Origin of the sequence: Exiguobacterium sp. s129 (genome assembly GCF_018617585.1) — a bacterium.
Classification (GTDB): Bacteria; Bacillota; Bacilli; order Exiguobacteriales; family Exiguobacteriaceae; genus Exiguobacterium; species Exiguobacterium aestuarii_A.
Window position 1 is genome coordinate 1 of sequence record NZ_JACSKL010000017.1, and the last position, 26957, is coordinate 26957.

General features: G+C 48.9%; 23 protein-coding genes, 1 rRNA gene and 1 riboswitch. Of the genes, 23 read left to right on the forward strand and 1 reads right to left on the reverse strand.

Features of this window, described 5'->3' with window-relative positions; all coding sequences use genetic code 11:
* Both rrf and KNO92_RS13430 read left to right on the forward strand, forming a co-directional pair.
* Positions 1 to 87 (forward strand): 5S ribosomal RNA (gene rrf / locus KNO92_RS13425); the annotation flags it as partial.
* A gap of 84 nt (positions 88 to 171) precedes the next feature.
* Positions 172 to 363: an NETI motif-containing protein gene (locus tag KNO92_RS13430; RefSeq protein WP_015880702.1), complete on the forward strand. Its 192-nt coding sequence runs from the start codon at positions 172 to 174 to the stop codon at positions 361 to 363.
* A gap of 42 nt (positions 364 to 405) precedes the next feature.
* Here KNO92_RS13430 and KNO92_RS13435 read toward each other — a convergent pair whose 3' ends face one another.
* Positions 406 to 876, reverse strand: coding sequence for an NUDIX hydrolase (locus KNO92_RS13435; protein WP_214761698.1), 471 nt, complete (start codon positions 874 to 876; stop codon positions 406 to 408).
* 147 nt (positions 877 to 1023) lie between these two features.
* A riboswitch (purine riboswitch) is annotated at positions 1024 to 1125 on the forward strand.
* 69 nt (positions 1126 to 1194) lie between these two features.
* Here KNO92_RS13435 and purE point away from each other — a divergent pair.
* The 21 genes from purE (at position 1195) to KNO92_RS13540 (ending at position 26825) form a co-directional block, all read left to right on the forward strand.
* Positions 1195 to 1683, forward strand: coding sequence for a 5-(carboxyamino)imidazole ribonucleotide mutase (gene purE, locus KNO92_RS13440; RefSeq protein WP_214761700.1), 489 nt, complete (start codon positions 1195 to 1197; stop codon positions 1681 to 1683).
* Positions 1683 to 2777, forward strand: coding sequence for a 5-(carboxyamino)imidazole ribonucleotide synthase (gene purK / locus KNO92_RS13445; protein WP_214761702.1), 1095 nt, complete (start codon positions 1683 to 1685; stop codon positions 2775 to 2777). The genes purE and purK overlap by 1 nt, the downstream gene beginning before the upstream one ends.
* Entirely contained in the window at positions 2774 to 4066 is a 1293-nt protein-coding gene (gene purB / locus KNO92_RS13450; RefSeq protein WP_214696700.1) for an adenylosuccinate lyase, read from the forward strand. The genes purK and purB overlap by 4 nt, the downstream gene beginning before the upstream one ends.
* 48 nt (positions 4067 to 4114) lie before the next feature.
* Positions 4115 to 4819: a phosphoribosylaminoimidazolesuccinocarboxamide synthase gene (gene purC / locus KNO92_RS13455; protein ID WP_147536348.1), complete on the forward strand. Its 705-nt coding sequence runs from the start codon at positions 4115 to 4117 to the stop codon at positions 4817 to 4819.
* Entirely contained in the window at positions 4816 to 5058 is a 243-nt protein-coding gene (gene purS / locus KNO92_RS13460) for a phosphoribosylformylglycinamidine synthase subunit PurS (RefSeq protein WP_214696714.1), read from the forward strand. Before purC ends, purS begins: the two co-directional genes overlap by 4 nt.
* On the forward strand, positions 5055 to 5735 hold the full coding sequence (purQ, locus tag KNO92_RS13465) for a phosphoribosylformylglycinamidine synthase subunit PurQ (RefSeq protein ID WP_214696716.1): 681 nt from the start codon (positions 5055 to 5057) through the stop codon (positions 5733 to 5735). The genes purS and purQ overlap by 4 nt, the downstream gene beginning before the upstream one ends.
* On the forward strand, positions 5719 to 7938 hold the full coding sequence (gene purL, locus KNO92_RS13470; RefSeq protein ID WP_214696718.1) for a phosphoribosylformylglycinamidine synthase subunit PurL: 2220 nt from the start codon (positions 5719 to 5721) through the stop codon (positions 7936 to 7938). The genes purQ and purL overlap by 17 nt, the downstream gene beginning before the upstream one ends.
* A complete protein-coding gene (gene purF, locus KNO92_RS13475; protein WP_214685454.1) occupies positions 7914 to 9323 on the forward strand; it encodes an amidophosphoribosyltransferase in 1410 nt (469 codons plus the stop codon). The genes purL and purF overlap by 25 nt, the downstream gene beginning before the upstream one ends.
* A gap of 12 nt (positions 9324 to 9335) precedes the next feature.
* The gene (gene purM, locus KNO92_RS13480; RefSeq protein WP_214761704.1) at positions 9336 to 10370 is read left to right on the forward strand and encodes a phosphoribosylformylglycinamidine cyclo-ligase; all 1035 of its coding nucleotides are present in this window, start codon (positions 9336 to 9338) and stop codon (positions 10368 to 10370) included.
* Positions 10367 to 10945 (forward strand): phosphoribosylglycinamide formyltransferase, encoded by a 579-nt coding sequence (gene purN / locus KNO92_RS13485; RefSeq protein WP_214761706.1) that lies wholly within the window; start codon positions 10367 to 10369, stop codon positions 10943 to 10945. The genes purM and purN overlap by 4 nt, the downstream gene beginning before the upstream one ends.
* Positions 10942 to 12462: a bifunctional phosphoribosylaminoimidazolecarboxamide formyltransferase/IMP cyclohydrolase gene (gene purH, locus KNO92_RS13490; protein ID WP_214761707.1), complete on the forward strand. Its 1521-nt coding sequence runs from the start codon at positions 10942 to 10944 to the stop codon at positions 12460 to 12462. The genes purN and purH overlap by 4 nt, the downstream gene beginning before the upstream one ends.
* Positions 12463 to 12476: 14 nt before the next feature.
* Positions 12477 to 13730 (forward strand): phosphoribosylamine--glycine ligase, encoded by a 1254-nt coding sequence (gene purD / locus KNO92_RS13495; RefSeq protein WP_214696726.1) that lies wholly within the window; start codon positions 12477 to 12479, stop codon positions 13728 to 13730.
* 90 nt (positions 13731 to 13820) lie between these two features.
* On the forward strand, positions 13821 to 16106 hold the full coding sequence (locus KNO92_RS13500) for a bifunctional diguanylate cyclase/phosphodiesterase (protein ID WP_214696728.1): 2286 nt from the start codon (positions 13821 to 13823) through the stop codon (positions 16104 to 16106).
* A gap of 181 nt (positions 16107 to 16287) precedes the next feature.
* Positions 16288 to 18030, forward strand: coding sequence for an adenine deaminase C-terminal domain-containing protein (locus KNO92_RS13505; RefSeq protein ID WP_214696730.1), 1743 nt, complete (start codon positions 16288 to 16290; stop codon positions 18028 to 18030).
* A gap of 67 nt (positions 18031 to 18097) precedes the next feature.
* Positions 18098 to 18403, forward strand: a complete 306-nt coding sequence (locus KNO92_RS13510; RefSeq protein ID WP_026826878.1) for a YerC/YecD family TrpR-related protein — start codon at positions 18098 to 18100, stop codon at positions 18401 to 18403.
* Between the two features lie 35 nt (positions 18404 to 18438).
* Positions 18439 to 19821 carry a TrkH family potassium uptake protein gene (locus tag KNO92_RS13515; protein WP_214696732.1) on the forward strand — a complete coding sequence of 461 codons (1383 nt, stop codon included), beginning with the start codon at positions 18439 to 18441 and terminating at the stop codon, positions 19819 to 19821.
* 12 nt (positions 19822 to 19833) lie between these two features.
* On the forward strand, positions 19834 to 20067 hold the full coding sequence (locus tag KNO92_RS13520) for a hypothetical protein (RefSeq protein ID WP_214696733.1): 234 nt from the start codon (positions 19834 to 19836) through the stop codon (positions 20065 to 20067).
* Positions 20068 to 20155: 88 nt separating this feature from the next.
* Positions 20156 to 20836, forward strand: a complete 681-nt coding sequence (gene pcrB / locus KNO92_RS13525) for a heptaprenylglyceryl phosphate synthase (protein WP_214696735.1) — start codon at positions 20156 to 20158, stop codon at positions 20834 to 20836.
* 38 nt (positions 20837 to 20874) lie between these two features.
* Positions 20875 to 23091, forward strand: a complete 2217-nt coding sequence (gene pcrA, locus KNO92_RS13530) for a DNA helicase PcrA (protein ID WP_214761708.1) — start codon at positions 20875 to 20877, stop codon at positions 23089 to 23091.
* A gap of 9 nt (positions 23092 to 23100) precedes the next feature.
* Positions 23101 to 25095 (forward strand): NAD-dependent DNA ligase LigA, encoded by a 1995-nt coding sequence (gene ligA, locus KNO92_RS13535; RefSeq protein WP_214761709.1) that lies wholly within the window; start codon positions 23101 to 23103, stop codon positions 25093 to 25095.
* Between the two features lie 254 nt (positions 25096 to 25349).
* Positions 25350 to 26825, forward strand: a complete 1476-nt coding sequence (locus KNO92_RS13540; protein WP_214761710.1) for an LPXTG cell wall anchor domain-containing protein — start codon at positions 25350 to 25352, stop codon at positions 26823 to 26825.
* Positions 26826 to 26957: the final 132 nt, after the last annotated feature.

Sequence of the window (26957 nt, forward strand, 5' to 3'; positions counted from 1 at the left end):
GTTCCCATGCCGAACACGGAAGTTAAGCGTCTCAGCGCCGAAAGTAGTTGGGGGATCTCCCCCTGTGAGGATAGGACGTTGCCAGGCAAACGGTGGTTCTGGAGCATTCGCTCAAGGGCCGCCGTTTTTTCTTATCATCGATTTAGTCTAGTGGAAGAGAGGACGTAAGAAATGGCTAAGAAGATCAAAGTATATGTCGAACCAAATGAAACGGTCAGCGAATGTTTAGATCGGATCAATGAAATGGGTTATCGTCCTATACGCCGCATTGAAAAGCCCGTCTTTGAGCAAACGGGAGCCAAAGATGAACCTGTCCATTCCCATCAATCGATTTTATTTGAATGCGTCTCTAAAGAATCCTAATGCCAAGCCGTCACACTATCTGTGTGACGGCTTTTTTATATCTTAAAATGAATGCTTGCGTTCAAAGCATCGGTCTCCAAGCGCATCCAATAAAGTTTGAGCGCGTTTCTCTATCTTTTTAGGAAGGTTCTCTTTACTAAAGTATTCAAGAGCCAGGCTTTCACCGTCTTCCATCAGAAGCTCTCCATGTACTCCTTTTGCCTGATATAAATGGATGACACCGTATGTTTCATCGCCGTTCGGATATTTAAAGTAACCATCCGGTCCGGAAAAGACTTGAATGAATTCAAATTTCTTAGCGAAAAGTCCAGTTTCTTCTTTTAATTCTCGTGCAGCGACTTCTTCCAACGTTTCTCCGAGCTCCATCGATCCTCCTGGTAAACCCCAGTCAAGAGTATCCGATTGGAATTGCATCAGTACCTCTTTTTTTTGGTTGATGACCAAAATGGTCGCTCCGACGCTGATGATCGGACGGTTGCCAATCACTTCCCGAAGACTCGATATGTAACTCATCTAACTCCCCCTTTTATAATAGAACACAGGATATACAGAGAAGATTCTTCTTATACCCAAAAAGCGAACGATAAATATTCAGACAATTAAAATGTTCGCAGTTTATTGACATGTTTTCAAAGAACAAGGTACGATAGGCGTGTGAGATAGGAAAAATAAATAGTGCTCCATATAATCGCAAGGAAATGGCTTGCAAGTTTCTACCTGATCACCGATTCTGATCAGACTATGGGGTGTAGCTGACGTGTATTTGTCATGCCTATACCCTAAACTGATTGCTCGGTTTAGGGATTTCTTTTTGTAAGGGGGACATTTGGAATGAACGTAGTAGTTGGAGTAATCATGGGTAGTTCATCTGACTGGGAGACGATGAAACATACATGTGACATGTTAGATGAGTTACAGATTCCATATGAAAAACAAGTCGTATCAGCTCACCGTACACCAGACCTTATGTTCGAATATGCTGAAGAGGCACGAGGCAAAGGTATTCAAGTAATCATTGCGGGTGCTGGTGGAGCAGCCCACCTCCCTGGAATGGTAGCTGCGAAAACGACACTTCCTGTCATCGGTGTTCCAGTTCAGTCTAAAGCTCTCAATGGAATGGATTCGCTACTCTCGATTGTTCAGATGCCTGCAGGAGTTCCAGTAGCAACTGTTGCGATTGGTAAAGCGGGAGCGACAAATGCAGGATTACTTGCTGCTCAAATTCTTAGCATTCACTCCACAGACATTACAAATCGACTTGATGCATTTCGGGAGAAGAAACAAGAGATGGCGATGCGAGGAACGGAGGAGTTGGTCTGATGAGAATCGGAATTTTAGGTGGAGGACAACTTGGACGGATGATGTCTCTTAGTGCGAGTGCAATGGGGTATACGACACTTTGTCTCGATCCAAACCCACATGCACCGACTGCTCAAGTGGCAGATTCAATTGTTGCCTCATTTGATGATGTCGACGCCGCAAAGAAACTCGCCGACCGTTCTGACATCGTGACATACGAATTTGAGAATATCGACACAGAGATGATTGCTGCGATTGAAGAAAAATGTCCACAAGGAATGGATGTATTGAAAGCGACGCAACATCGCATCTTAGAAAAACAAATGATTGAATCTGCGGGACTACGAGTCGCACCTTATGTTTCAGTCCGTACTGTTCGAGATGTTCGGGAAGCGAAAGAGAAGCTTGGGTTGCCATTTGTCGTCAAAACGTGTCGCTTCGGCTATGACGGAAAAGGGCAGACAGTCATTCGGACGGAACAGGATGTTCAGGCATTCATTGAACAGTTCACGGAACAAGAATATGTCGCTGAAGCTTGGTTGCCGTTTGAAAAAGAAATCTCGGTCATTGTGACACGTGGAGAAGAAGAAACGTCGACGTTCCCAATCAGTGAAAATATTCATCATAACAACATTCTACATCTATCCATCGTACCAGCTCGTGTGGCTGATGAGATTCAAGAAGATGCGAGACATCTCGCACTTCAACTCGCAGACCACATCGGGTTGATGGGAACACTCGCTGTCGAGTTGTTTGTCATGCCAGATGGTCGCCTTTACGTAAACGAACTCGCACCACGTCCACATAATTCTGGACATTACACAATTGATGCATGTGAGACCTCACAATTTGAACAACACATTCGAGCCGTGACTGGGATGCGTCTCGGACGAACGACACTGACCACTCCGGTCGTCATGGTCAATCTTCTAGGCGAACATATGCAACGACTCAATATCAAAGCATTGCCATCGAATGTTAAACTACATCTGTATGGAAAAGATGAAGCGAAGACGGGTCGCAAGATGGGACACTTGAATGTTCTCGGTGACACGGTCGAGGATGCACTTCATACCATCGAACAACTGGCAATTTGGAAGGAGACCGTTTTATGATTTCACGTTACACCCGCCCAGAGATGGCGAACATTTGGACTGATCAAAATAAGTTCGAGGCTTGGTTAAAAGTTGAGCTTTACGCGTGTGAGGCTTGGAGTGAACTTGGGATTATCCCGAAAGAAGATGTACAAGTCCTTTGGGACAAAGCATCGTTTGATGTTGATCGTATTTTAGAAATTGAACAAGAGACGCGTCACGATGTGATTGCGTTCACGCGTGCGGTCTCAGAGACACTCGGGGAAGAGAAGAAATGGGTACACTACGGATTGACGTCGACGGATGTCGTCGATACGGCGCTCTCGTACTTAATCAAGCAAGCAAATGACATCTTAGAAGCCGATTTAGATCGCTTCATCGGCATTCTTGCAGAAAAAGCGAAAGCACATAAATATGACATCATGATGGGACGGACACACGGTGTGCACGCAGAGCCGACAACGTTCGGTTTGAAGCTCGCCCTCTGGTATGAAGAAATGAAGCGAAACAAGAAACGCTTCATGGCAGCACGCGAAACGATTGAGTTTGGGAAAATGAGTGGAGCCGTCGGGACGTTTGCGAATATCGACCCGTTCATCGAGTCATATGTGTGTGACAAGCTCGGCATCCAAGCCGCACCGATCTCGACACAGACGCTCCAACGTGACCGTCATGCCGAGTATATGTCGACGCTCGCATTGATCGCGACATCGATTGAAAAGATGGCTACCGAGATTCGCGGTCTTCAAAAGACAGAGACACGTGAAGTGGAAGAGTTCTTCGCAAAAGGGCAAAAAGGATCGTCGGCGATGCCGCATAAACGAAACCCAATCGGTTCTGAAAACATGACGGGTCTTGCGCGTGTCATTCGCGGTCATATGATGACGGCTTACGAAAACGTTCCGCTTTGGCATGAACGTGACATCTCGCACTCGTCAGCAGAACGCATCATTATTCCGGATGCGACGATTCTTCTCAACTATATGTTGAATCGCTTCGGCAATATCGTGAAGAACTTGACGGTCTTCCCAGATAACATGCGTCGCAACATGGACCGTACGTTTGGGATTATCTTCTCGCAACGTATTCTACTCGGTCTCATCGAGAAAGGCTGGTCGCGTGAAGCTGCATATGACGCGGTTCAACCGAAGGCGATGCAAGCGTGGGAAGAAGAGACGATGTTCCGAACATTGATTGAAGAGGACAAAGAAATGGGCGCACTCTTTACGAGTGAAGAGCTCGATGAATTGTTCGATCCGCGTTATCACGTACGCCGTGTCGATACAATTTTTGAACGCTGTGGTTTGTAATCGTTGAGGGGCGATATGCCCCTCTCACTTTTAAGGGGGACGGTTCAGATGAAAGCAATTTATGAAGGCAAGGCGAAAGCGTTATTTGAGACAGAAGAAGCGGGTGTGCTTCGCGTGTATTACAAAGATGATGCGACAGCATTCAATGGAGAGAAGAAAGAGTCAATAGATGGGAAGGGGATCCTGAACAACGCCATCACGACACAGCTGTTCGAATTGATGCATGACAACAAGATTCCGACGCACTTTATCAAACGAATCTCAGAGCGAGAACAGTTGGTACGCCGTGTCGACATCATTCCGTTAGAAGTGGTAGTCCGAAACGTAGCGGCTGGAAGCCTGGCGAAACGACTCGGTTGGGAAGAAGGGACACCGCTCCTTGCACCGATTGTCGAGTTCTACTATAAGGATGATGCTCTTGGGGATCCACTCCTCACAGAAGACCATATCCGTTTGTTGCAAGTCGCTACACATAAAGAAGTCGAAACATTGCGACAACTTGGCCTTTGGGTAAACGATGTATTACTCGATTTCTTCGGTCAACATGGCATTGACGTGATTGATTTCAAACTAGAATTCGGGAAAGTGGACGGAACCATCATCTTAGCGGATGAGATTTCACCAGACACGTGCCGACTGTGGGACAAAGAGACGAAACAAAAGTTGGATAAGGACGTATTCCGTCGCGATTTAGGTTCTTTGACTGAGACGTATGGACAATTGTTAACACGCATAGGGGGAAATGGACAATGAAAAAAGTAAACGTGTATGTGACATTACGTGAAAGTGTACTCGACCCACAAGGAGTAGCTGTGAAAGGCGGACTTGAGCATCTTGGATTCGCTGGAATTGAATCGGTCCGCATCGGGAAAGTCATCGAGCTTCAGGTCGCTGACGAAACGACAGAAGGCATGGTCAAAGAGATGTGTGAGAAATTACTCGTCAACACGGTTATTGAGAATTATGAAATCGAGATGGGGGTACTTGCATGAAGTTCGCGGTCATCGTCTTTCCAGGATCAAACTGTGACCTCGACATGTATCACGCGGTAAAAGACGTGCTCGGGGAAGAAGCGGAATACGTGTTCCATACAGAAACCTCACTTGAAGGGTTCGATGGGGTGCTCTTACCAGGTGGCTTCTCATATGGAGATTACTTGCGTTGCGGGTCAATCGCCCAATTTTCACCGATTATGGCGGAGGTAAAACGTTTCGCAGAAGAAGGACGTCCGGTGCTTGGGGTATGTAACGGATTCCAAGTACTTGTCGAAGCGGGACTCCTCCCAGGCGTGTTGATGCGAAATCGTGATTTGAAATTCATGTGTAAGACTGTCGAACTCGTCGTTGAAAATAACGAGACGATGTTCACAAGTGACTATGCGGCACAGGAAACGATTCGCGTGCCAATCGCACACGGTGAGGGCAACTACTACTGTGACGAGGCGACACTCGAGACATTGAAGGCAAATGGTCAGATTGCGTTCACCTATAAAGAGAACCCGAACGGATCGGTCGAAAATATCGCCGGCATCACGAACGAAGCAGGAAACGTACTCGGCATGATGCCACACCCAGAGCGTGCGGTCGAAGCATTGCTCGGTGGGGAAGACGGTAAACGGTTATTCACGTCAATTGTAAAATGGGGGGCACGACATGTTACTTACAACTGAACCGACAGCTACGCAAATCCGCGATGAAAAGATTTATGCCACGATGGGATTATCGGACGACGAATACGCACTCGTCGTCTCACTGCTTGGCCGGGAACCAAACTATACAGAAATCGGTCTCTTCTCGGTCATGTGGTCTGAACACTGTTCGTACAAAAACTCGAAACCTGTGCTCCGGAAGTTTCCTACAACCGGAAAGCACGTCTTACAAGGACCAGGAGAAGGGGCGGGAATCGTCGATATCGGAGACGGTCAAGCTGTCGCCTTTAAAATCGAGAGTCATAACCACCCGTCAGCGATTGAACCTTATCAAGGGGCGGCGACTGGGGTGGGCGGAATCATCCGTGACATCTTCTCGATGGGTGCCCGTCCGATTGCATTATTGAACTCACTCCGTTTCGGAGATTTGAACGAATCACGTGTGAAACATTTATTCGGTCATGTCGTGTCAGGCATTGCCGGTTACGGAAACTGTGTCGGTATCCCGACTGTCGGTGGCGAAGTCGCCTTTGACCCGGCTTACTCTGGAAATCCACTCGTCAATGCGATGTGTGTCGGTTTTATCCGTCATGAAGACATTCAAAAAGGAATCGCAGAAGGTGTCGGAAACTCGGTCATGTATGTCGGAGCGACGACAGGACGCGATGGAATCCATGGTGCCACATTTGCCTCTGAAGAACTCGGGGAAGACGCGGACGAAAAGCGTCCAGCCGTACAAGTCGGAGACCCGTTCATGGAGAAGCTATTGATTGAAGCGTGTCTCGAAGTCATCAAACACCCGGCGCTCGTCGGGATTCAAGACATGGGGGCAGCTGGATTGACATCTTCTTCAGCGGAGATGGCCTCAAAAGCCGGCATGGGGATCGAGATGAACTTAGACCTCGTCCCGCAACGTGAGACAGGCATGACGCCTTACGAGATGATGCTATCGGAATCACAAGAGCGGATGCTTCTCGTTGTCAAAGCTGGACATGAAGACGAGATTGAAGCGATCGTGACGAAGTGGGGACTTCACGCGATCAAAGTCGGCGAGGTCATCGAAGAGAAAGTGCTTCGCCTCGTTCACCAAGGAGAAGTTGCAGCCGAAGTACCGGTCGACGCGCTCGCAGAAGACGCTCCTGTCTATCATAAACCTTCAAAAGTACCAGCCTACTACGAAGCTTTCCAAGCCATGAGTCCTGTTACACCAATCGTCGAAGATGTGATGGCAACGTGGAAAGACGTCCTTGCGATGCCAAGTATCGCTTCGAAACGTTGGGTGTATGAGCAATACGACCATATGGTTCAAACATCGACAGTCGTCGCACCGGGCAGTGATGCCGCAGTCATCCGCATTCGTGAGACGGAGAAGTCGCTCGCGATGACGACCGACTGTAACGCGAAATACGTCTATCTCGACCCGCGTGTCGGTGGGGCAATCGCTGTCGCTGAAGCGGCACGTAACATCGTCGCAAGTGGTGCAGAGCCTCTTGCTTTGACGGACTGTCTCAACTTCGGCAGCCCGGATAAACCGGAAGGGTTCTGGCAACTCGACCAAGCCGTTGAAGGAATGGCGGAAGCGTGCCGGACGCTCGATACACCTGTCATTGGTGGAAACGTATCGTTGTACAACGAATCGAACGGACAAGCCATTTATCCGACACCGGTCGTTGGAATGGTCGGTCTCATTGAGAAGCCAGAGCATATTACGACATCGTTTGCGAAACAAGCCGGAGACGTCGTCTTCTTACTCGGAGAGACAAAAGCAGAATTTGGTGGCAGTGCCCTTCAAATGCTCCAAGACGGAAAAGTGAGCGGACATGCGCCGACACTCGACCTTCAGGAAGAGCGTCAGACACAGAAAGCATTACTTCAAGCGATTCGTGAAGGTCTTGTCACGGCGGCACACGATGTGTCAGAAGGTGGTCTTGCGGCAGCGTTACCAGAACTTGTTTTCGGAACAGGGTTTGGTGTCGACGTCACAATCGATACAGAACTCGTCACTGCGTTATTTAGTGAATCCCAGTCACGCTTCCTCGTGACAGTCGACCAAACAAAAGCAGAGGCATTCGCGAGCATGACGAACGGAACGGCAATCGGTACGGTCACAGAAGCGGCAACTGTTGTTGTTCGAGCGAGCGATCGCTTGATTGAAATGGATGTGCAAGAGTTGGAACGTGTATGGGAAGGAGCTATTCCATGTTATATGACATCCGAGGCATGAACGAGGAATGTGGCGTCTTCGGTGTGTTCGGTCACATCGAAGCGTCACACCTTGCCTACTACGGACTTCACAGTTTGCAGCACCGTGGCCAAGAAGGAACGGGAATCGTAACGGCAGACGGAGAGCGTCTCCACGCGAAACGTGGACTTGGACTCGTCACCGAAGTATTTGACGAAACGTCTCTTGACGCACTCACCGGGAATCATGCGATCGGTCACGTACGCTACTCGACAGCGGGCGGCAACACGCTCGAGAACGTTCAACCGCTCCATTTCAAATCGTTGACAGGTGATTTGGCGATGGCGCATAACGGAAACCTTGTGAATGCGACTGAGTTGAAACATATGCTCGAAGCGGAAGGTGCGATCTTCCAGACGACGTCCGACACGGAAGTCGTGGCCCATCTCATTAAGCGGAGTCGCGGTAATTCATTGAAAGAACGCATTGCAGATAGTTTGGCTCGTCTCGTTGGAGCATTCGCCTTCTTATTTTTGACGGAAGATGCCCTGTACGTCGGAGTCGACGTTCATGGGTTACGTCCTTTGTCACTCGGGCAGACGGAAGACGGTGCGTACGTTTTCGCATCAGAGACATGTGCGTTTGACGTCGTAGGAGCGACGTATGTCCGAGATGTTGAACCAGGTGAGTTACTCATGATTACGAATGAAGGCATCACATCTGAACGCTTCAGTGAAGCGGCAGTTCGAGCGATGTGTTCGATGGAATACATCTACTTCTCACGTCCGGACTCGATCATCGATGGAATCAACGTGCATACGGCGCGTAAAGCCATGGGGAAAAAGATGTTCGAAGAAGCACCGGTCGAAGCGGATGTCGTGACGGGGGTGCCGGACTCGAGTATTTCCGCGGCAATCGGTTATGCCGAAGCAAGTGGAATCCCATACGAGATGGGACTTATTAAGAACCGTTATGTCGGACGGACATTCATTCAACCTTCTCAGGAATTACGGGAGCGCGGCGTGAAGATGAAACTGTCGGCGTTACGCGGTGTCGTGAATGGGAAGCGGGTCATCATGGTCGATGATTCCATCGTCCGAGGAACGACGAGCCGTCGAATCGTCACTTTGCTTCGAGAGGCAGGCGCGACGGAAGTGCATGTGCGCATCACGTCACCGCCAATCAAGCATCCATGCTATTACGGAATCGATACATCAACGAAGGAAGAGTTAATTGCGGCAACCAAATCCATTGAAGAAATTAGAGAAGAGATTGGTGCCGATTCACTAGCGTTCCTCACATTAGATGGAACGGTCGAAGCCATCGATCGTCCATTCGAAGGAGCGTTACGCGGGCAGTGTGCTGCATGCTTCACGGGACTTTATCCGACTGAACTTGCAGAACTCGTGACAGAGACAAAGGCTTAAGGGGGAAAACCGATGAGCGTTCGATATGAACAAGCGGGTGTGAATTTAGAAGCAGGGTACGAGGCCGTATCCCGTATGAAACGTCATGTTGCCCGGACGATGCGTCCAGAAGTAATGACAGGACTCGGTAGTTTCGGGGCGATGATTGATCTCGGCTCGATGAACATGAAACATCCCATTCTCGTGAGTGGGACGGATGGGGTCGGGACGAAGCTGAAGTTGGCTTTCGCGCTCGACCAACATGACACGATTGGAATTGATTGCGTCGCGATGTGCGTCAACGATTGCCTCGTTCATGGAGCAGAACCGCTCTATTTTCTCGACTATATCGCGACAGGAAAAGCAGAGCCGGCTAAACTCGAGCGCATCGTCGCCGGGGTCGCTGAAGGATGTGTTCAAGCAGGTTGTGCCCTCGTCGGAGGAGAAACGGCTGAGATGCCTGGAATGTACCCGGATGGGGAGTATGACATTGCCGGGTTTGCGGTCGGGGTCGTTGAGAAAGAGCACTTACTCGACGGTTCGACGATTCAGGATGGAGATGTCGTTCTAGGGCTTGCTTCTTCAGGGGTTCATTCAAATGGTTTTTCTCTTGTACGTCATATCGTCGAAGCGCAAGGTTTTCACTATACGGATGAAATTGCGATGCTCGATACAACACTTGGGAACGCGTTGCTTCTTCCGACACGCATTTACGCTGAAGCGGCGAAAGCGGCGATTTCGACAGGTAAAGTACAAGGAATGGCACACATCACAGGTGGTGGCTTCTATGAGAATGTCCCTCGTATGTTACCGGAAGGACTCGGGATCACGTTCGATGCATCGAGTTGGCCAAGCCTTCCTGTCTTTGACTGGCTCGAACAAGTCGGAAACATCTCGAAACAGGAAATGTTCAACGTCTTCAACATGGGCATTGGTTATATGATTACGGTACGTCCTGAAGATGTGGAACTGGTCGAAGCGGCGCTCGAACGTGTCGATGAAACAGCGCATCGAATCGGGAAAGTCGAGAGTCGTCCAGGAATCCGAATCTCAGGAGTGGACCAATGAAACGATTTGCCATCTTTGCATCAGGGTCGGGGAGTAACGCAGAAGCCATTTGGCAGGCGATTGCCGATGGACAATTGTCAGCGGAATGCGTGCTACTCGTCACGGACAAGCCAGAAGCGACGGTTCTCGACCGTGCGGAGCGTTATGAGATTCCAAGTTTTTCCTTCACACCGAAAACGTATGCGTCTAAAGAGGAGTTCGAGGAAGAAATCCTCGTCCTTCTCGATTCGCTTCGAGTGGACTATATTGTGTTGGCAGGGTATATGCGCTTGATTGGAAATGTGTTACTATCCGCATATCCGAACCGAATCATAAACATTCATCCTTCACTCTTGCCCGCCTTTCCGGGGAAAGACGCGATTGGTCAGGCGCTTGACGCAAACGTGTCGACGAGTGGCGTGACGGTTCATTATGTGGATGCGGGGATGGACACGGGTCCGATCATCGCGCAAGCGTCAGTCGAGATTGAAGGATGCGATCGTGCCGAGGCAACACGACGTATTCAAGCGATTGAACATCAACTGTATCCGCGCGTATTACAACAAGTGTTGAATCAACAGGAGGTTTTCAAGTGAGAGCATTATTAAGTGTTTCTGATAAAACAGGAATTGTGGAACTAGCAACTGTCCTACATGAGGCGGGCATCGAACTCATCTCGACAGGAGGGACCGAGTCGGCACTCCAACAAGCCGGTTTACCGGTCAAAAACATCTCTGAGGTGACATCGTTCCCAGAAATGTTAGATGGTCGTGTCAAGACGTTACACCCACTCGTTCACGGCGGATTACTCGGACGTCGCGACCTCGATACACATGTCGCTCAAATGAAAGACCATGATATCGAACCAATCGATTACGTGGTCGTCAATCTTTATCCGTTTAAAGAGACAATCGCAAAAGAAAATACGACGTATGAAGAAGCGATTGAAAATATCGATATCGGTGGACCGAGCATGTTGCGTTCGGCTGCGAAAAACCATGCGAGCGTAACAGTCGTCGTCGACCCAAGTGACTATACACTTGTTGCAGATGAGGTACGTGGAGGAGGTACATCATTTGAGACACGTCAACGTCTCGCAACGAAAGCGTTCCGTCATACGGCTGCTTATGACGCATTGATTGCCGATTATTTAGGGCGTCAAATCGGGGAAACCTTCCCAGAACAGTTGACGGTCACGTATGAAAAAGTTCAAGACCTTCGTTATGGAGAAAACCCGCACCAACAAGCAGCGTTCTATAAGACGCCATTGTATGATGGGATGACACTTGCGAATGCGACACAACTTCACGGGAAAGAGCTTTCGTATAACAACATTCAGGATACGAACGCGGCGCTTGAAGCACTCAGCGAATTGAACGAACCGGCTGCTGTCGTCGTCAAACATATGAACCCATGTGGTGTCGCAGTAGGACGGACGATTTCTCAGGCGTTCGAGCGTGCACATGCGGCTGACTCGGTCTCTATTTTTGGTGGGATCGTTGCCTTGAACCGCGAAGTCGATGTAGAAACGGCAGATGCCCTTCGTAACATCTTTTTAGAGATCATCATTGCTCCATCCTTTAGTGAAGCAGCACTTGAACGATTGAAAGAGAAAAAGAATCTTCGTCTATTAACGTTGGATATGGGTCAAATGACAGGGATGCGCTTAACAGCTGTCGCTGGAGGATTACTCGTACAAGATGGGGACGACATGACACTCGATGATGCAGCTTGCCAAGTCGTGACGGACCGTCGCCCGACAGCATCCGAATGGGAAGATTTGAAACTCGCATGGCGCGTCGTCAAACACGTGAAATCAAACGCCATTGTCGTAGCGAAAGATGAGACGACGATTGGAATCGGAGCGGGGCAGATGAACCGCGTCGGAGCTGCAAAAATCGCTTTCGAACAAGCAGGTGAACGTGCGACTGGCGCAGCGCTTGGAAGTGACGCGTTCTTCCCAATGGCAGACACGGTCGAAGCGGCAGCAGCGGCAGGCATTACAGCCATCATCCAACCAGGTGGGTCGATCCGCGATGCCGAATCGATTGAAGCGGCAAACCGTCACGGTATTACAATGGTGTTCACATCGGTCAGACATTTCAAACACTGAGAGGGGTTCGCGTCATGAACGTAATGGTCATCGGTCGAGGAGGACGCGAGCATGCGCTCGCATGGAAATTAAAACAAGACGGACATCACGTTTTCGTTGCACCAGGTAACGCCTTCATGGAAGGTATGACATGTGTATCGATCAATGAGACAGACGTCGAGGCACTTGTACAGTTCGCAGAAGAAACGAACATCGAATGGACGATTGTCGGACCGGAGTCTTCTTTGATGGCAGGGGTCGTCGATACGTTCCGTGCTAAAGGACTAAACATCTTTGGACCGACAAAAGCAGCGGCCTTGCTCGAGGGAAGCAAGGCGTTCGCAAAAGAGGTCATGATGGAGGCAGGGATTCCGACAGCAGCGTACGAAGCGTTCACTGACGCAGAATCGGCGCTCTCCTATATTCAGAAACTTAGAGCACCGCTCGTCGTTAAAGCCGACGGTCTTGCTGCTGGTAAAGGTGTCACGGTCGCGTTCACAGTGGAAGAGGCAGAAGCTGCGGTACGTGATATTTTCACTACGGATAAATTCGGTCAACAGTCACAGGTCGTCATCGAAGAGTTCCTTGAGGGGGAGGAGTTTTCACTCATGGCGTTCGTCTCGGGAGAGCGTGTCATTCCGATGATTACGTCTCAAGATCATAAACGTGCCTATGACGGTGACAAGGGACCGAACACAGGTGGTATGGGCGCCTACAGTCCGATGCCACACTTGTCAGAAGACGTGTATGACGAAGCGGTGAAGACGGTTCTCGAACCGCTCGCTCAAACGATGGTCAAACGAGGAACTCCGTTTGAAGGATTCTTATACGCCGGACTGATCTTGACATCGAGCGGACCAAAAGTGATTGAATTTAATGCTCGCTTTGGTGACCCGGAAACAGAAGTTATTTTGCCGAATTTGAAATCACCGCTCCTCGACGTGATTCAAACGGTCATCCGCAAAGAGCCATATTCGATTGAATGGGTCGACGGCTATTCAATGGGTGTCGTCATCGCAGCGAAAGGTTATCCGGACCGACCTGTCACCGGGCAAGTACTGTCTGGTTTTGATGCGCTCCCGCCGGACGTTCTCGTCTTCCATGCTGGAACTGCACAGCAAGACGGTCAAATCGTTGGAAGCGGTGGTCGCTTGCTCGTTGTCACCGCGACGAAACCGACGCTACTTGAAGCGAAGACAGCCGTTTATGAAGCCATCGCACAACTCGATTTGCCGGATACGTTCCACCGGACAGATATCGGGTCGCGAGCGTTCACACAGATTATTTGAAGGATGGGTCAACCCATCCTTTTTTTCATGCGAAAAAAAGGGAATCTCGATATCCTGTTCTACAATAATAAAGTAGCTTGAGGAAAGAGGGTGGTCGACCTGCGTGTTCAAACAAAACTATTCATTGCGATTGCCGTTAACATCGTACTCTTCATTGGCGTCATTCTATTTGTCATCAAACCGTATTTCGTAGAGAAGAGCATTGAACAGGACAAGGCGATGACCCACAATCAAATCGAGAGCGTGACAGAAGTGTTCGCCAATCATCGAAGCATGCTCGAGCGCATCCTTGTCGATTGGTCGGTCTGGACAAACGCCTACGATTTCGTTCAAAACAAAAATGAGTCGTTTATTGAAAACAATATGGGAAAAGAAACGCTCGACAATCTTGGGGTCGGGGCGATGATTTTCCTCAATGACAATCGAGAAGTCGTCTACTCCGAATTCAATCAATTTTATGAGTTGGACAGTAAGAATGAAATGAATGATTTCATAAATGAACTGGTGCGTTACGTCAACTCGTCTGGAGTCACACAAAGTGCGGTATACGGTACAGACTTCGGCCCCGTCGTGTTCATGAGCCATCCGATCGTAAAGAGTGATGGAACTGGGGAACCTGGGGGTACGCTTGTCCTCATTCAAAAAATTGGTCCAGACTTCATGGCGGCGATGAGCGTACAGGCAAAAACGAAACTTTCTATCAGTCCACTCTCGCATCAACGATTGACGATTGAGCAAGACAATCAGTTTGCCCGTGTCTCGTTACCACTGCAGTCGGTCTATCAAGATGCGAACTGGGAAGTCAATTTTTCGGTGAAGCGTACGTATTATTCAAACACACAGACGATGTTAGAAACGGGTATGCTTGGACTTCTCGTTCTCGGTCTCGGACTATTGTTGACCTTGTTTTGGACAGTGAATCAAATCGTCACGAAACGGTTAATGGACATCGTTAAAGAATTGAAGTGGATCACGAAAGAGCGAAACAGTCGCTTACGAATTCGTTTAAATCCACATCAGCAGGATGAAATCGAAGAGATGGCAGTCAGTATAAATGAAGTATTAGATGCGCTTGAACAGACACAGAAAGAATCATTGACGCGTGCCTTTCGAGATTCTCTGACACGTCTTCCGAACCGCTTGGCCGTTGAAGACATGTTCATGAACTTGCCGAACACGTCCTACTCGATCGGTGTGATGGGAATTGACCTCGACAACTTCCGACGAATCAACGACCAGTTCGGTCAACGGACGGGTGATGCGATGTTAACCTTCTTTGCGTCCCGATTGATGTTTTACAAAGAGGATGGTTTTGTTGCCCGAATCGGAGCTGATGAATTCATCATGATTCACCCTGGATGGGCGACCGAAGAGTTAGTGATCGTTGCGAATCAATTGGTGAAAGATTTAAGAGAGTGGGGCTTAAAGCAAGGCATGAATCATCTGACGTTAAGTATCGGAATTGATGAGTTGGAACCTTCCCATCATTCCTATGAGGTCATGATGGCACGTCTCGATGTCGTCTTACACGAAGTTAAAGCATCAGGGAAGGACAAGATCCTCTCTTATCAGGACATCGAAGACGGGAGCCATTACTTGCAGGCGCTCGAGATGGAAAGAGATTTGCGATATGCGCTGCGTCACGACGAATTCGAATTGTATTATCAACCAATCGTCTCACCAAAACCGTTTCAAGTGAGAGGAGTAGAAGCGTTAATTCGTTGGCATCATCCTCAAAAAGGATTCGTCTCCCCAGGTGTCTTCATTCCTGTTGCCGAACAACTTGGGCTCATTTCGGATGTGGGAAGATGGGTACTTGTAAAAGCCATCACGGAGATTCAAGACTATGCGGAACGCTTTGATTTATTTTTGTCTGTCAATGTGTCGAAACGCCAGATTTTAGATGGGTCATTTTTAGAGGCACTAGAAGAAACGCTCACCAAAACGAGCTTCCCACCTCATCGATTGCATGTAGAAATCACAGAAAGCGAGGTCGGTGGGAATGTATATGAACTCCAACAGTTCATTCAAGCGTTGAAGACGATCGGTGTCAAAATATCACTCGATGATTTTGGCGTCGGCACGTCATCGCTATCTTACCTTCAATCGCTACGTCTTGATATCATTAAAATTGACCAGAATTTCGTCAAGGGGATTCCCGAGAACAAATTTGATCGAGCGTTATTAGAAGGATTGTATCAAACGTTCCACACACTCGGCCTCGATATCGTCACGGAAGGGGTCGAACGACCGGAACAACTGGCTTTCGTATTAGAATATAGTGGTTCACTCATCCAGGGATATCATTACAGTAAACCGATTCCGGTGGAACAGCTGCATCACTATTTACGCAAAACGGTCATGACTCAAATTTGATGTAGGCGACTCTTCATGCGGAGAGCCGCCTTTTTTGTGAAAAATATATGTGAAATTTGTTACAATAGGGAACATAACTTGCGACCCTTTCAGAGAAAAGGTAAACTTGAAACAGGGTAAGAAAACGCTTTCAAAACTATTTCTTAATAGCATTGAAAGGGAAAAGGGAGGATTGGGTTCGATGCCAACAAAAAGAACGGCGCGGGCACCGTGGTCGAAAGTGATGATTCGCTCGCAACTTGAAGTCGTAGATCGAGTACGACCACCTTCGCTCGTTTTACAGAACGCGACGTATTTGAACGTATATGTGAAACAATGGAAAACAGCGAACATTTGGATTGAGGGAGACCGAATTGTCTATGTCGGTCCAGATCTACCAGAATCGGCGGTCGAAACGGTTGATGTGTCAGGGAAATATATTGTGCCTGGTTATATCGAACCACACGCTCACCCATTTCAATTGTACAATCCGGCGACGTTGTCTAAGTATGCAGGAGAGCGCGGAACGACGACGCTCGTCAATGACAACATGCTCCTTTTTTTACAAGAAAAAGGGCAAGCGTTTGCGCAGCTTGAAGCGATTCAACAGTTGCCGACGAGCACGTATTGGTGGGCACGACTCGACACGCAGACCGAGCTCGACCGAGAGAGTGTTGCCGTCGATTCAGAACGAATTCATGAATGGTTCAATCATCCGGACGTCGTGATGGCGGGTGAACTGACGGCATGGCCGCGCGCCTTGAAGGGCGATGATGAGATGCTCCAGTGGATGCTTGACGCAGAGACGTGCGGTCTACCGGTCGAAGGGCACTTTCCAGGTGCCTCACCAAAGACATTGACTAAAATGGCGTTGATGGGTGTACACAGCGACCATGAGGCGATGACAGCGGAAGAGGCGCTCAACCGACTCGAATTAGGCTACACGACGACGCTTCGTCATTCCTCGATTCGACCAGACTTACCAGGGATGATTCGTGATCTGCTTGCGAACGGATTAACCGCGTTCGATCATCTCATGGTGACAACGGACGGTTCGACTCCCGGCTTTTATGAAGACGGGATGCAGGACGCTCTCGTTCGCATCTTAATAGAAGAAGGGTTACCGGCAATCGAAGCGTATCGCATTGTGTCGCACAACGTGGCGCGTCATTTCGATCTCGATCATATTCTCGGTTCGATTGCACCAGGACGCATCGCACACTTGAATATTCTTGACTCAATCGAAGAACCTCGCCCGTCGGCTGTCATCGCGAAAGGACAATGGATTTACCGAGATGGTGTGTCCTTGTTCCCGAACGAATTGGTGGAAGCGGTACTCGATAAGATGCCGTCGACTGACGTCTCGATTGAATTGACACCACAAGACTTGTCATTTAGCATGCCCGTCGGTCTCGACATGGTCAACTCGGTCATCATGAAACTGTTTAAAATCAAGCACGATACAGGGCAGGACGAATTGCCACGCGATGAGGACGAGTCGTTTTTGATGTTGCTTGATAAGGAAGGAAAATGGCGACTAAACACGGTGCTGAAAGGATTTGCAAAAGACTTTGGCGGTCTCGTTAGTTCGTATTCGATCAGTGGGGACTATTTGATTTTAGGAAAATGTAAACAGGATATGCTACTGGCATTCGAGCGGATGAATGAACTCGGGGGAGGCATCGTCCTTGTCGACAGAGGAGAAATCGTTGCCGAAATCCCATTACCGCTCTGTGGCATGACGTCGACAGAGCCGCTTGAGACGCTCATCGGTCAAGAGAAACAACTGCGTGATGAGCTTGTGGCACGAGGATATCAGTTCGAGGATCCGATTTACACGTTACTGTTTTTAGCATCCACACACTTGCCGTATGTTCGGGCGACTCCACTCGGCATTTATGAAGTCATGAAAAAACAAGTACTATTTCCTGCGATTTTGCGATGAATAGTTGAGTCCGAGCCGCCCCTGCTTTAGAATGATAAAGAAGTATGAGTAGAGAGGATGCTTGCGGATGCAACTCGATAAATTACGAGGTCGAGAGCTTGATCAATTGTTTGAGGCAATTTTGAAGCTCGATACGCTCGAAGACTGTTATCAATTATTCGAAGATTTAGCGACTGTTAATGAAATTCAAGCACTTGCACAACGACTAGAAGTGGCACGTCAAATACGTGAAGGCAATACGTATCACAAAATTGAGGACGCAACGGGTGCCTCAACGGCTACGATTTCTCGTGTGAAACGTTGCTTGAACTATGGGACAGGCGGATATGATCTCGCTCTTGAACGTCTACAACAAACAAAAGGTGACTCGTAAGAGTCATCTTGTTTTTGATGGAGGGGAGGGGCGAGATGCAACAAAAATTCATGAAGCGGAACTTACAATTGTTCTTTCGAAATTTAACACCAGTCCAAACACTCGTGTTGATTTATAGCGCGGCAGCCGTTTTATCCGTGTTGCTCCTCGCCTTACCGATTGCCCACAAACCAGGTGTGACGATTACATTTACGGACCTCGTCTTCTTTGCGGTGAGCTGTGTCAGTGTTACCGGCCTTACACCGATCGTGGTCACCGATACATTTTCAACGTTTGGTTTGTTTATCATCTTGTTCATCGTTCAGGTGAGCGGTGTCGGGTTGATCAGTTTGCATGTGATCATGTGGATTTTGCTTGGGAAACGGATTGGATTTCGGGAACGACAACTGATTTTACGTGACCAAAACCAGACATCGATGTCGGGTATTGTCAAATACATCACGGAAATCGTCATCACGGTTATTGCGATCGAGGCGGTTGGTGCCGTCTTGCTCGGTGTCCATTACTTAAATTATTTTGATACCGCCGGAGAAGCCTTCTTACAAGGCTTGTTCGGGTCGGTCAGTGCGACGACGAACGCCGGTTTTGATATTACCGGAAGCTCGCTCGCGCCATTCCGAGAAGATCCATTTGTCATCTTCACGCAAATCGCGCTCATGACCGGTGGTGCCATCGGATTCCCGGTTCTTGTGGAGATTCGGACTTACTTGGTGAGTCGTATTACACGGAAACGTCACACGTTCCCAAGTCGATTCTCTTTGTTCACGAAGTTGACAGTCTCGACATTCTTTATTTTGATTGCTGTCGGAACAGTCGGCTTATTCATTTTTGAGTACAACAATGCCTTCAAAGATTTGCCGCTCTGGCTGTCTCTTTCGGACTCGCTATTCCAGTCCGTGACGACACGTAACGGTGGATTATCGACAGTCGATGTCAACTTGTTCTCGGAAGCGAGCATGTTGCTCTTATCGATCCTCATGTTCATCGGGGCCTCTCCATCGTCTGTCGGTGGGGGGATTCGGACGACGACGTTTGCCGTCGCCGTTCTTGGTGTCGTCGCGTTCATCCGCGGAGACTCATCGATCAAGATTTTCGGGCGTGAGATTGTTCTCGAGGATATTTGGAAAGCGTTCGTCATCATTACGGTGTCGCTTGCCGTCTTATTATCTGGGGTCATGGTCATGGCTTACTTCGAAGATGCCTCATTGACACGAATCTTATTTGAGGCTTGTTCCGCGTTCGGGACGACTGGGCTATCTGTCGGTCTATCTTCCGAATTCAGTAACGTCGGAAAATGGGTGCTGACGATTCTCATGTTCATCGGTCGAATCGGGGTCATCGCCTTCATTCTCATCTTGCAACGGAGACAACCGAAGCGGATGTATAACTATCCGAAAGAATCAATCATCTTAGGATAAGGAGATTGTCATATGAAAGCCTTTTGGATTAATTTTGGATACGTCTTTATCGTTCCTGTCTTGCCGTTCATCGCGGTCGTCAATGGGACAGCGCTCTGTTCGCCAGACTCGCCATTACTTGATATTCCAGTGCTCGGATTCTTTTTAGCGAATCCGCTCTGGTTTGTCCCAGTATATGCGCTATTCGCACTGCTTGTTGCGAAATGGTTGACGGAACGGGAACGGAATCGTACGGCACGTTCGTGACTTGCTTCGGCAAGTCTTTTTTATTGGAGAGATGCACGTCACGTAAAAAATCGATACACTAGAGAAGGATTCGATGGGAGGGGAAGAATTGAAATTTCAGTCATGGCGGCACGTATTTAAACTAGATCCGAATAAATATCTCGACGAGGATTCGCTCCAGGCGCTTATCCACTCCGGCACTGATGCCTTTCTGATAGGCGGGACGGACGGTGTTGATGCAGAAAATACATTTGCGCTTTTCGCGAGAGTCCGAGATGCCGGGTTACCGGTCGCGCTTGAAATCAGTCAACCGAGCCAGGTCATCGATGGATTCGATCACTATTTTGTACCGACCGTGCTGAACGCCGGAACGCCGGAATGGATTGTGGGACATCATGCACGCGCATTCGAGCGTTACGGACACTTCTTTGATTCCCGTCATATCACGGCACAAGGCTACCTCGTCTTAAATCCAGACGCAAAAGTGGCGCACGTGACGGAGTCAACATGCGACTTATCGTTAGAACAAGCCGTGGCGTATGCCGAGGTCGGGCATCATTTGTTCCGTCTCCCTTCCCTCTATATTGAATATAGTGGACGACTTGGCAATGTCGACGTCGTGAAAGAAATTCGATTGGCGCTACCGGACGCACACCTCTTTTATGGTGGTGGCATCGATGGGGCAGAGTCGGCTCGGTTGATGGGAGTGTACGCCGATACGATTGTCGTTGGCAATATCATTTATGAAGACTTAGCAGGGGCACTTGCGACTGTGCAAGCACTCCGATAAAATAAGAACAAACGTTTGGAATAAGGAAGGAAACGATTATGTATAATCTTAGCGAAGAATTAGTCAAAGGTATGAACCCGGAACAAGCAGAAGCGGTCAAACATACGGATGGTCCTTTGTTGATCATGGCGGGTGCGGGGTCTGGTAAAACGCGTGTCTTGACGCACCGCGTTGCCTATTTGATGGCGGCGAAGCAAGTGGCACCGTGGAACATTTTAGCGATCACATTCACGAATAAGGCGGCACGGGAGATGAAAGACCGGATTGCACACCTCGTCGGTGGGGTCGCCGAAGACATTTGGATTTCCACGTTCCACTCGATGTGTGTCCGTATTTTACGACGCGATATCGATCGTATCCGATACGACCGGAGCTTTTCGATTTTAGATGCCTCGGACCAATTGACGGCCATCAAACAAGTGTTGAAAGAGTTGAATCTCGACCCGAAAAAGTATGAACCGCGTACACTTCTCGGGATGATTTCGAACCATAAGAACGAATTGCGAACGGCAAAGGACGCAGCAGCTCTTGTCGGCAACAATCCATATGAACGAATCATCTCTGACGTCTACACGGCATACGAGAAAAAATTGAAACAAAATAACGTGCTCGACTTCGATGATTTGATCATGAAGACGATTCACTTATTCCAAGAAGCGCCGGACGTGTTGGCGTTTTATCAAAAGAAATTCAAATACATTCACGTTGATGAGTATCAAGATACGAACCGTGCCCAGTACACGCTCGTCAAACTTCTGGCGCAGGCGCATGAAAACCTATGTGTCGTCGGGGACTCGGATCAGTCGATTTATCGTTGGCGCGGTGCCGATATCGCCAACATCTTGACGTTCGAGAAAGACTACCCGAGCGCCCATGTCATCTTGCTCGAACAAAACTATCGCTCGACGAAGCGGATTTTAGAAGCGGCGAACGGCGTGATCAAAAACAACGCTTCCCGTAAAGATAAAAACTTATGGACTGAAAATGCTGAAGGAGAGAAGCTGTTGCTTCACGTCGCATCCGATGACCGTGACGAGGCATTCTTCATCATGAACCAGATGAAGGAACTGAAGATGGAAGGGATGGACTACGGTCAAATGGCGGTCCTGTACCGGACGAACGCCCAGTCACGTGGTCTCGAGGAAATGCTCCTCAAATCGAACATCCCGTATAAGATGGTCGGCGGGACAAAGTTCTATGAGCGAAAAGAAATCAAGGACGTCTTGGCATACTTGCGCTTGATCGCGAACCCAGACGAGGACATCTCATTCGTTCGTGTCGTCAATGAGCCGAAGCGAGGCATCGGTGCCGCGACGATTGATAAATTAGGCGACTTTGCGGATATGCAGGGCGTCTCGCTCATGGATGCGATTCGTGACATCGAACTGTCGGGGATTGCTCCACGTACGGCGACGAAACTTGCAGATTTCCGTCAGATGATGATGGACCTGCGACAAATGGCAGACTATCTCTCGATTTCAGAACTCGTCGAAGAAGTATTGAAGAAGACAGGGTATGAGGAAATGCTCAAAATCGAGAAGACACTCGAAGCAGAAAGTCGACTCGAGAACTTGCAAGAATTCCTGTCGGTCGCCCAAAACTTTGAGAAAGAAAGTGATGAACAGACACTCGTCGCTTTCCTTACTGATTTGACGCTCGTATCTGATCTAGATTCGCTTGATGAAGTCGACGAGTCGCATCAAGTCACATTGATGACGTTGCACTCGGCCAAAGGTCTCGAATTCCCGGTCGTCTTCTTGATTGGAATGGAAGAAGGTCTCTTCCCGCATAGCCGAGCGTTGAACGATGAGGAAGAGATGGAAGAAGAACGTCGTCTCGCATACGTCGGGATCACACGTGCCGAGAAGCGTCTGTATTTGACGCGTGCCCAGTCACGGATGTTGTACGGTCGTTTCCAAAACAACCCGGAATCAAGGTTCTTGCACGAATTACCGGAAACATTGTTGGAACGGTCCGGTAAGGCGAGAAAGCCAATGCCATGGAACCCTGTCGAGTCACCAGGGAAGTTGCCGGTGAACGGCTTCAGTTCAAAACCGAAACCGAAACTTGCGCAATCATCTGGTGCCGAAACGGTCGGCTGGAACGTCGGCGACAAAGCGAACCATAAAAAATGGGGACAAGGCACGGTCGTGCAAACACGTGGAGAAGGCGACCAACTCGAAGTGGATATCGCATTCCCAGAAGTCGGGATCAAGCGTCTATTGGCCAAGTTTGCCCCAATCGAAAAAGCGTGAGGTGAAGAGATGGAGATGGCAGAGCGTGTAGAGGAGCTACGCAAAACGTTAAATCAATATGGATATGAATATTATGTGCTTGACCGTCCGAGTGTACCGGACTCGGAGTACGACCGTTTGATGAACGAGTTGATTCAAATCGAAACAGACTATCCTGAACTTCGGACTCCGGACTCTCCAACGCAACGTGTTGGAGGAGCCCCACTTGACGCGTTCGTCAAAGTGACCCATGACACACCTATGCTTTCGCTAGGTAATGTCTTCTCGAAAGAAGAACTTGTAGAATGGGTGGAACGGATCGAGAAAGACCTTGGCTACACACCTACATTTGTGGCTGAACTCAAATTTGATGGGCTTGCCGTCTCTTTGAAATATGAGGACGGTCGTCTCGTACGTGGTGCGACACGTGGAGACGGTACGACGGGTGAAGACATCACCCAAAACTTGAAAACGATTCGTGCCATCCCCCTTCGTCTACAGGAGGACGTGACGTTTGAAGTACGGGGCGAGGCATATATGCCGAAGCGTTCATTCGAACAATTGAATGACGAACGGGAGCGAGTCGGTGAACCATTGTTCGCTAACCCGAGAAACGCAGCGGCGGGGTCACTTCGACAACTCGACTCTAAAATTGCCGCATCGAGAAACTTGGCATTTTTCGCCTACGGTTTAGTGTCGCAAGACGATCTCGTCGCCTCACATGATGAGTCACTCGATTATTTGAAGCGACTCGGCGTCGCCGTAAGCGGAGACTATACGACGTGCAAGACGGCAGATGAACTATGGGACTACATCGAAACATACGTGACGAAGCGCAGCGAACTCCCGTATGAAATCGATGGGATTGTCATCAAAGTGGCAGGGTACGAAGAACAAGAACAACTCGGCTTTACAGCGAAAAGTCCGCGCTGGGCTGTCGCGTATAAGTTCCCGGCAGAAGAAGTTGTGACGACAATCGAGGACGTCGACTTTAGTGTCGGTCGCACCGGAAAAGTCACACCACGAGCACGATTTGCCCCAGTTTCTGTGGCAGGATCTACGGTGACGTATGCGACGCTTCACAATGAAGATTTTATAAAAGAAAAAGACCTTCATATCGGTGACCGCGTCGTGATTAAAAAAGCAGGGGATGTCATCCCAGCGGTCGTCTCAGCGCTCGCGAGTGAACGCAGCGGGGAAGAACGGGCAATCGAGTTCCCGACCCACTGCCCAGCGTGTGGGTCTGAATTGATTCGATTAGAAGGCGAGGCCGATCATCGCTGTGTCAACCCAGAGTGTCCGGCCCAATTGCTCGAGGGACTGATTCATTTCGTCTCACGGCAAGCGATGAATATCGACGGACTCGGTGAGAAGGTCATCACGCAACTCCATGAAGCGGGACTTGTCCATAACGTGGCCGACTTGTATCGCCTGAATCGAGACGATTTACTCGGACTCGAGCGTATGGGCGAGACGTCGGTGACGAACTTGCTTTCGGCGATTGAACAGTCGAAACAAAATTCGCTCGAACGTGTGCTCTTCGCCCTAGGAATCCGCCTTGTCGGGCAAAAGGCCGCCTCCTTGATTGCGGAGCGTTTTGAGACGATGGAAGCCATCATCGAGGCGACGGTGGAAGAGTTGACGTCAATCGATGGCATCGGCACGAAGATGGCCGAGTCAATCGTTCTTTACTTCGAAAAACCGGAAGCACGTGAACTCGTCAAAGAACTTTCAGAATCTGGTGTAAATCTTTCCTTCAAAGGAACGAAACGACCAACGACGGAAGGGGCACCGCTCTCTGGTAAAACGGTCGTATTGACCGGGAAATTACATGAGATGACGCGGGGTGAGGCAGGGAAGCAGCTTGAACTCCTCGGCGCGAGTGTGACGGGAAGTGTGAGTAAAAATACAGACTTACTTGTCGCAGGTGAAAAGGCTGGTTCGAAGCTGACGAAAGCTGAATCGTTAGGCATCGAAGTATGGGATGAGGCGAAGCTTCTCGATTTTTTAAGTGAACATGCATAAGACGTTTCGCTACGGCGAACGTCTTTTTTTGTCGTGTCGTATTGTAATAAATTATGAGATTGAACAGGTTCGCACAAGCGTTCGAAGGGTATAGAGTAACTAAATCAAAATGCTAATATATTTTTGCGGGAGAACCCTTTGACACCATGACTTTCATACACACATCCCTCTCATTCCTCTACGTGGTGAAATTCGTCATCGGGCCGACATCGATGCGTACGCTTATTGCTCACCTTAGAGGAGGGATCGACATCATGATACACAACATCCAACGCTTCCTTGCGCTATTCACCATCCTCATGCTCCTATCCACACTGATGCCCACCAATCTCGCACATGCAGATACGACCACGTTCCGATATATTCAACTGAACCTGACGGACGAAGAAGTCGAAACATTATATGAAGCAAGTCTCGTTTACGAAGACATCACATATTATGGGGTACGTGAATCTGCTGACATTTGGCGCTTTATGATTGATGCAGAAACGGTCGATGACTCATTAATTGACTTGGTCACCCTTTACAATGCTGAAGGTGTTCCGTACACGTTTATCCCGAATACCATCACGGAAGCGTATCCTGTCGAAGTGGAGGAACCACCTGTTGTGACTGAACCAGATGAACCAGAAGAGGTAACACCCTCAGTGGAAGCAGAACCAGAGCCGGTCGTGGAAGAACCGATGACTGAACCAATGTTGCCGGTGCTCGCTTTAGAAGCACAGAACATCGCCGGGGTCGACAAGGCCGTTGTCGGAGGAGAAATATCGTATACGTTCATTGTAGAGAATACAGGAGACACGCCGATGACGGTGACAGAACTTTCTCATAAGTATGTGAGCGGAGACATTGATCATCAATCAATCGAATCGTTCAATCAACGCGTATTTGATCGTTTGCATGAATTTATAGGAGAAGACGGTCTCTTGCCGGGAGAACGGGTGGAAGTGACAGCAATCTTGTCCGTTCCGTCTGATTATTCAATCCACACACACCCTGAGATCGGCAGTCTGTTTCGTGTGACGGGAGTGGACGAATATGACCGTGTCGTCACAGCAGAAAGTCAACAAATCGTGCTCTTGCAACAACCTGATTTTACAGTGTCAGGAACGAGCGAGTTGACGACCGTTCAGCCTGGGGAACCTGTCCGATACACATATACAGTGACGAACACCTCTAACGTCACCTTGTTCTTGTCTGATGTGACACTCACATGGCCGAGCGGCGCCTTGACATATGAGGAACAACAGATGGCAAATGAACGATTCATGAAGCAGGTTCAATCGATTCCTGCATTCATCAACGGATTTGGACCGGAAGAAGTCGTCACGTTTTCATTTGAACTCCCGCTTCTCCCGTCCTATGACGTCCGAGCTGGAGCGGAATTGGTTCAACAGGCAACATTTACGCTCTATGTGAACGAAGGGGTGACCGTCACTCGCTCTGTCGATGTGCCGGTTGCAGTAAAACAACCTGTTCCAATCAAAGAGGACGAACCGAAACAAGTTCCTGAGAAAGAAGCGAAAATCGAAACACCAATCGTGAAGGTTGTCGTGAAAGAGCGAGAGACTCCCTCGGTGCAACTCGAAGATGAAGTCGACACGTATTCGCAAGATGTGCTCCCGATGACAGGAGAGACGAACGAAACGTGGCATGCGATGCTTGGACTCCTCTTGTTTGCATCTGGACTCCTCTTGATGATTCGTCGGAAGCACCCATCTACCAAATAACGATTGTGTATCCCTCCTTGTCTAATTCAGGAGGGATTTCTTCTGATTCCGCTTCGATACTTTTTTCGTGGAACGATTTTGTTATAATGAACAAAGTGAAATAGGAAACGATGTTCAAAGGAGCTAGACATA

Coding starts and splice junctions, on each gene's coding strand:
- KNO92_RS13430 (WP_015880702.1), top strand. CDS start 172: ATGGCTAAGAAGATCAAAGTATATGTCGAACCAAATGAAACGGTCAGC.
- KNO92_RS13435 (WP_214761698.1), bottom strand. CDS start 876: ATGAGTTACATATCGAGTCTTCGGGAAGTGATTGGCAACCGTCCGATC.
- purE (WP_214761700.1), top strand. CDS start 1,195: ATGAACGTAGTAGTTGGAGTAATCATGGGTAGTTCATCTGACTGGGAG.
- purK (WP_214761702.1), top strand. CDS start 1,683: ATGAGAATCGGAATTTTAGGTGGAGGACAACTTGGACGGATGATGTCT.
- purB (WP_214696700.1), top strand. CDS start 2,774: ATGATTTCACGTTACACCCGCCCAGAGATGGCGAACATTTGGACTGAT.
- purC (WP_147536348.1), top strand. CDS start 4,115: ATGAAAGCAATTTATGAAGGCAAGGCGAAAGCGTTATTTGAGACAGAA.
- purS (WP_214696714.1), top strand. CDS start 4,816: ATGAAAAAAGTAAACGTGTATGTGACATTACGTGAAAGTGTACTCGAC.
- purQ (WP_214696716.1), top strand. CDS start 5,055: ATGAAGTTCGCGGTCATCGTCTTTCCAGGATCAAACTGTGACCTCGAC.
- purL (WP_214696718.1), top strand. CDS start 5,719: ATGTTACTTACAACTGAACCGACAGCTACGCAAATCCGCGATGAAAAG.
- purF (WP_214685454.1), top strand. CDS start 7,914: ATGTTATATGACATCCGAGGCATGAACGAGGAATGTGGCGTCTTCGGT.
- purM (WP_214761704.1), top strand. CDS start 9,336: ATGAGCGTTCGATATGAACAAGCGGGTGTGAATTTAGAAGCAGGGTAC.
- purN (WP_214761706.1), top strand. CDS start 10,367: ATGAAACGATTTGCCATCTTTGCATCAGGGTCGGGGAGTAACGCAGAA.
- purD (WP_214696726.1), top strand. CDS start 12,477: ATGAACGTAATGGTCATCGGTCGAGGAGGACGCGAGCATGCGCTCGCA.
- KNO92_RS13505 (WP_214696730.1), top strand. CDS start 16,288: ATGCCAACAAAAAGAACGGCGCGGGCACCGTGGTCGAAAGTGATGATT.
- KNO92_RS13510 (WP_026826878.1), top strand. CDS start 18,098: ATGCAACTCGATAAATTACGAGGTCGAGAGCTTGATCAATTGTTTGAG.
- KNO92_RS13515 (WP_214696732.1), top strand. CDS start 18,439: ATGCAACAAAAATTCATGAAGCGGAACTTACAATTGTTCTTTCGAAAT.
- KNO92_RS13520 (WP_214696733.1), top strand. CDS start 19,834: ATGAAAGCCTTTTGGATTAATTTTGGATACGTCTTTATCGTTCCTGTC.
- pcrA (WP_214761708.1), top strand. CDS start 20,875: ATGTATAATCTTAGCGAAGAATTAGTCAAAGGTATGAACCCGGAACAA.
- ligA (WP_214761709.1), top strand. CDS start 23,101: ATGGAGATGGCAGAGCGTGTAGAGGAGCTACGCAAAACGTTAAATCAA.
- KNO92_RS13540 (WP_214761710.1), top strand. CDS start 25,350: ATGATACACAACATCCAACGCTTCCTTGCGCTATTCACCATCCTCATG.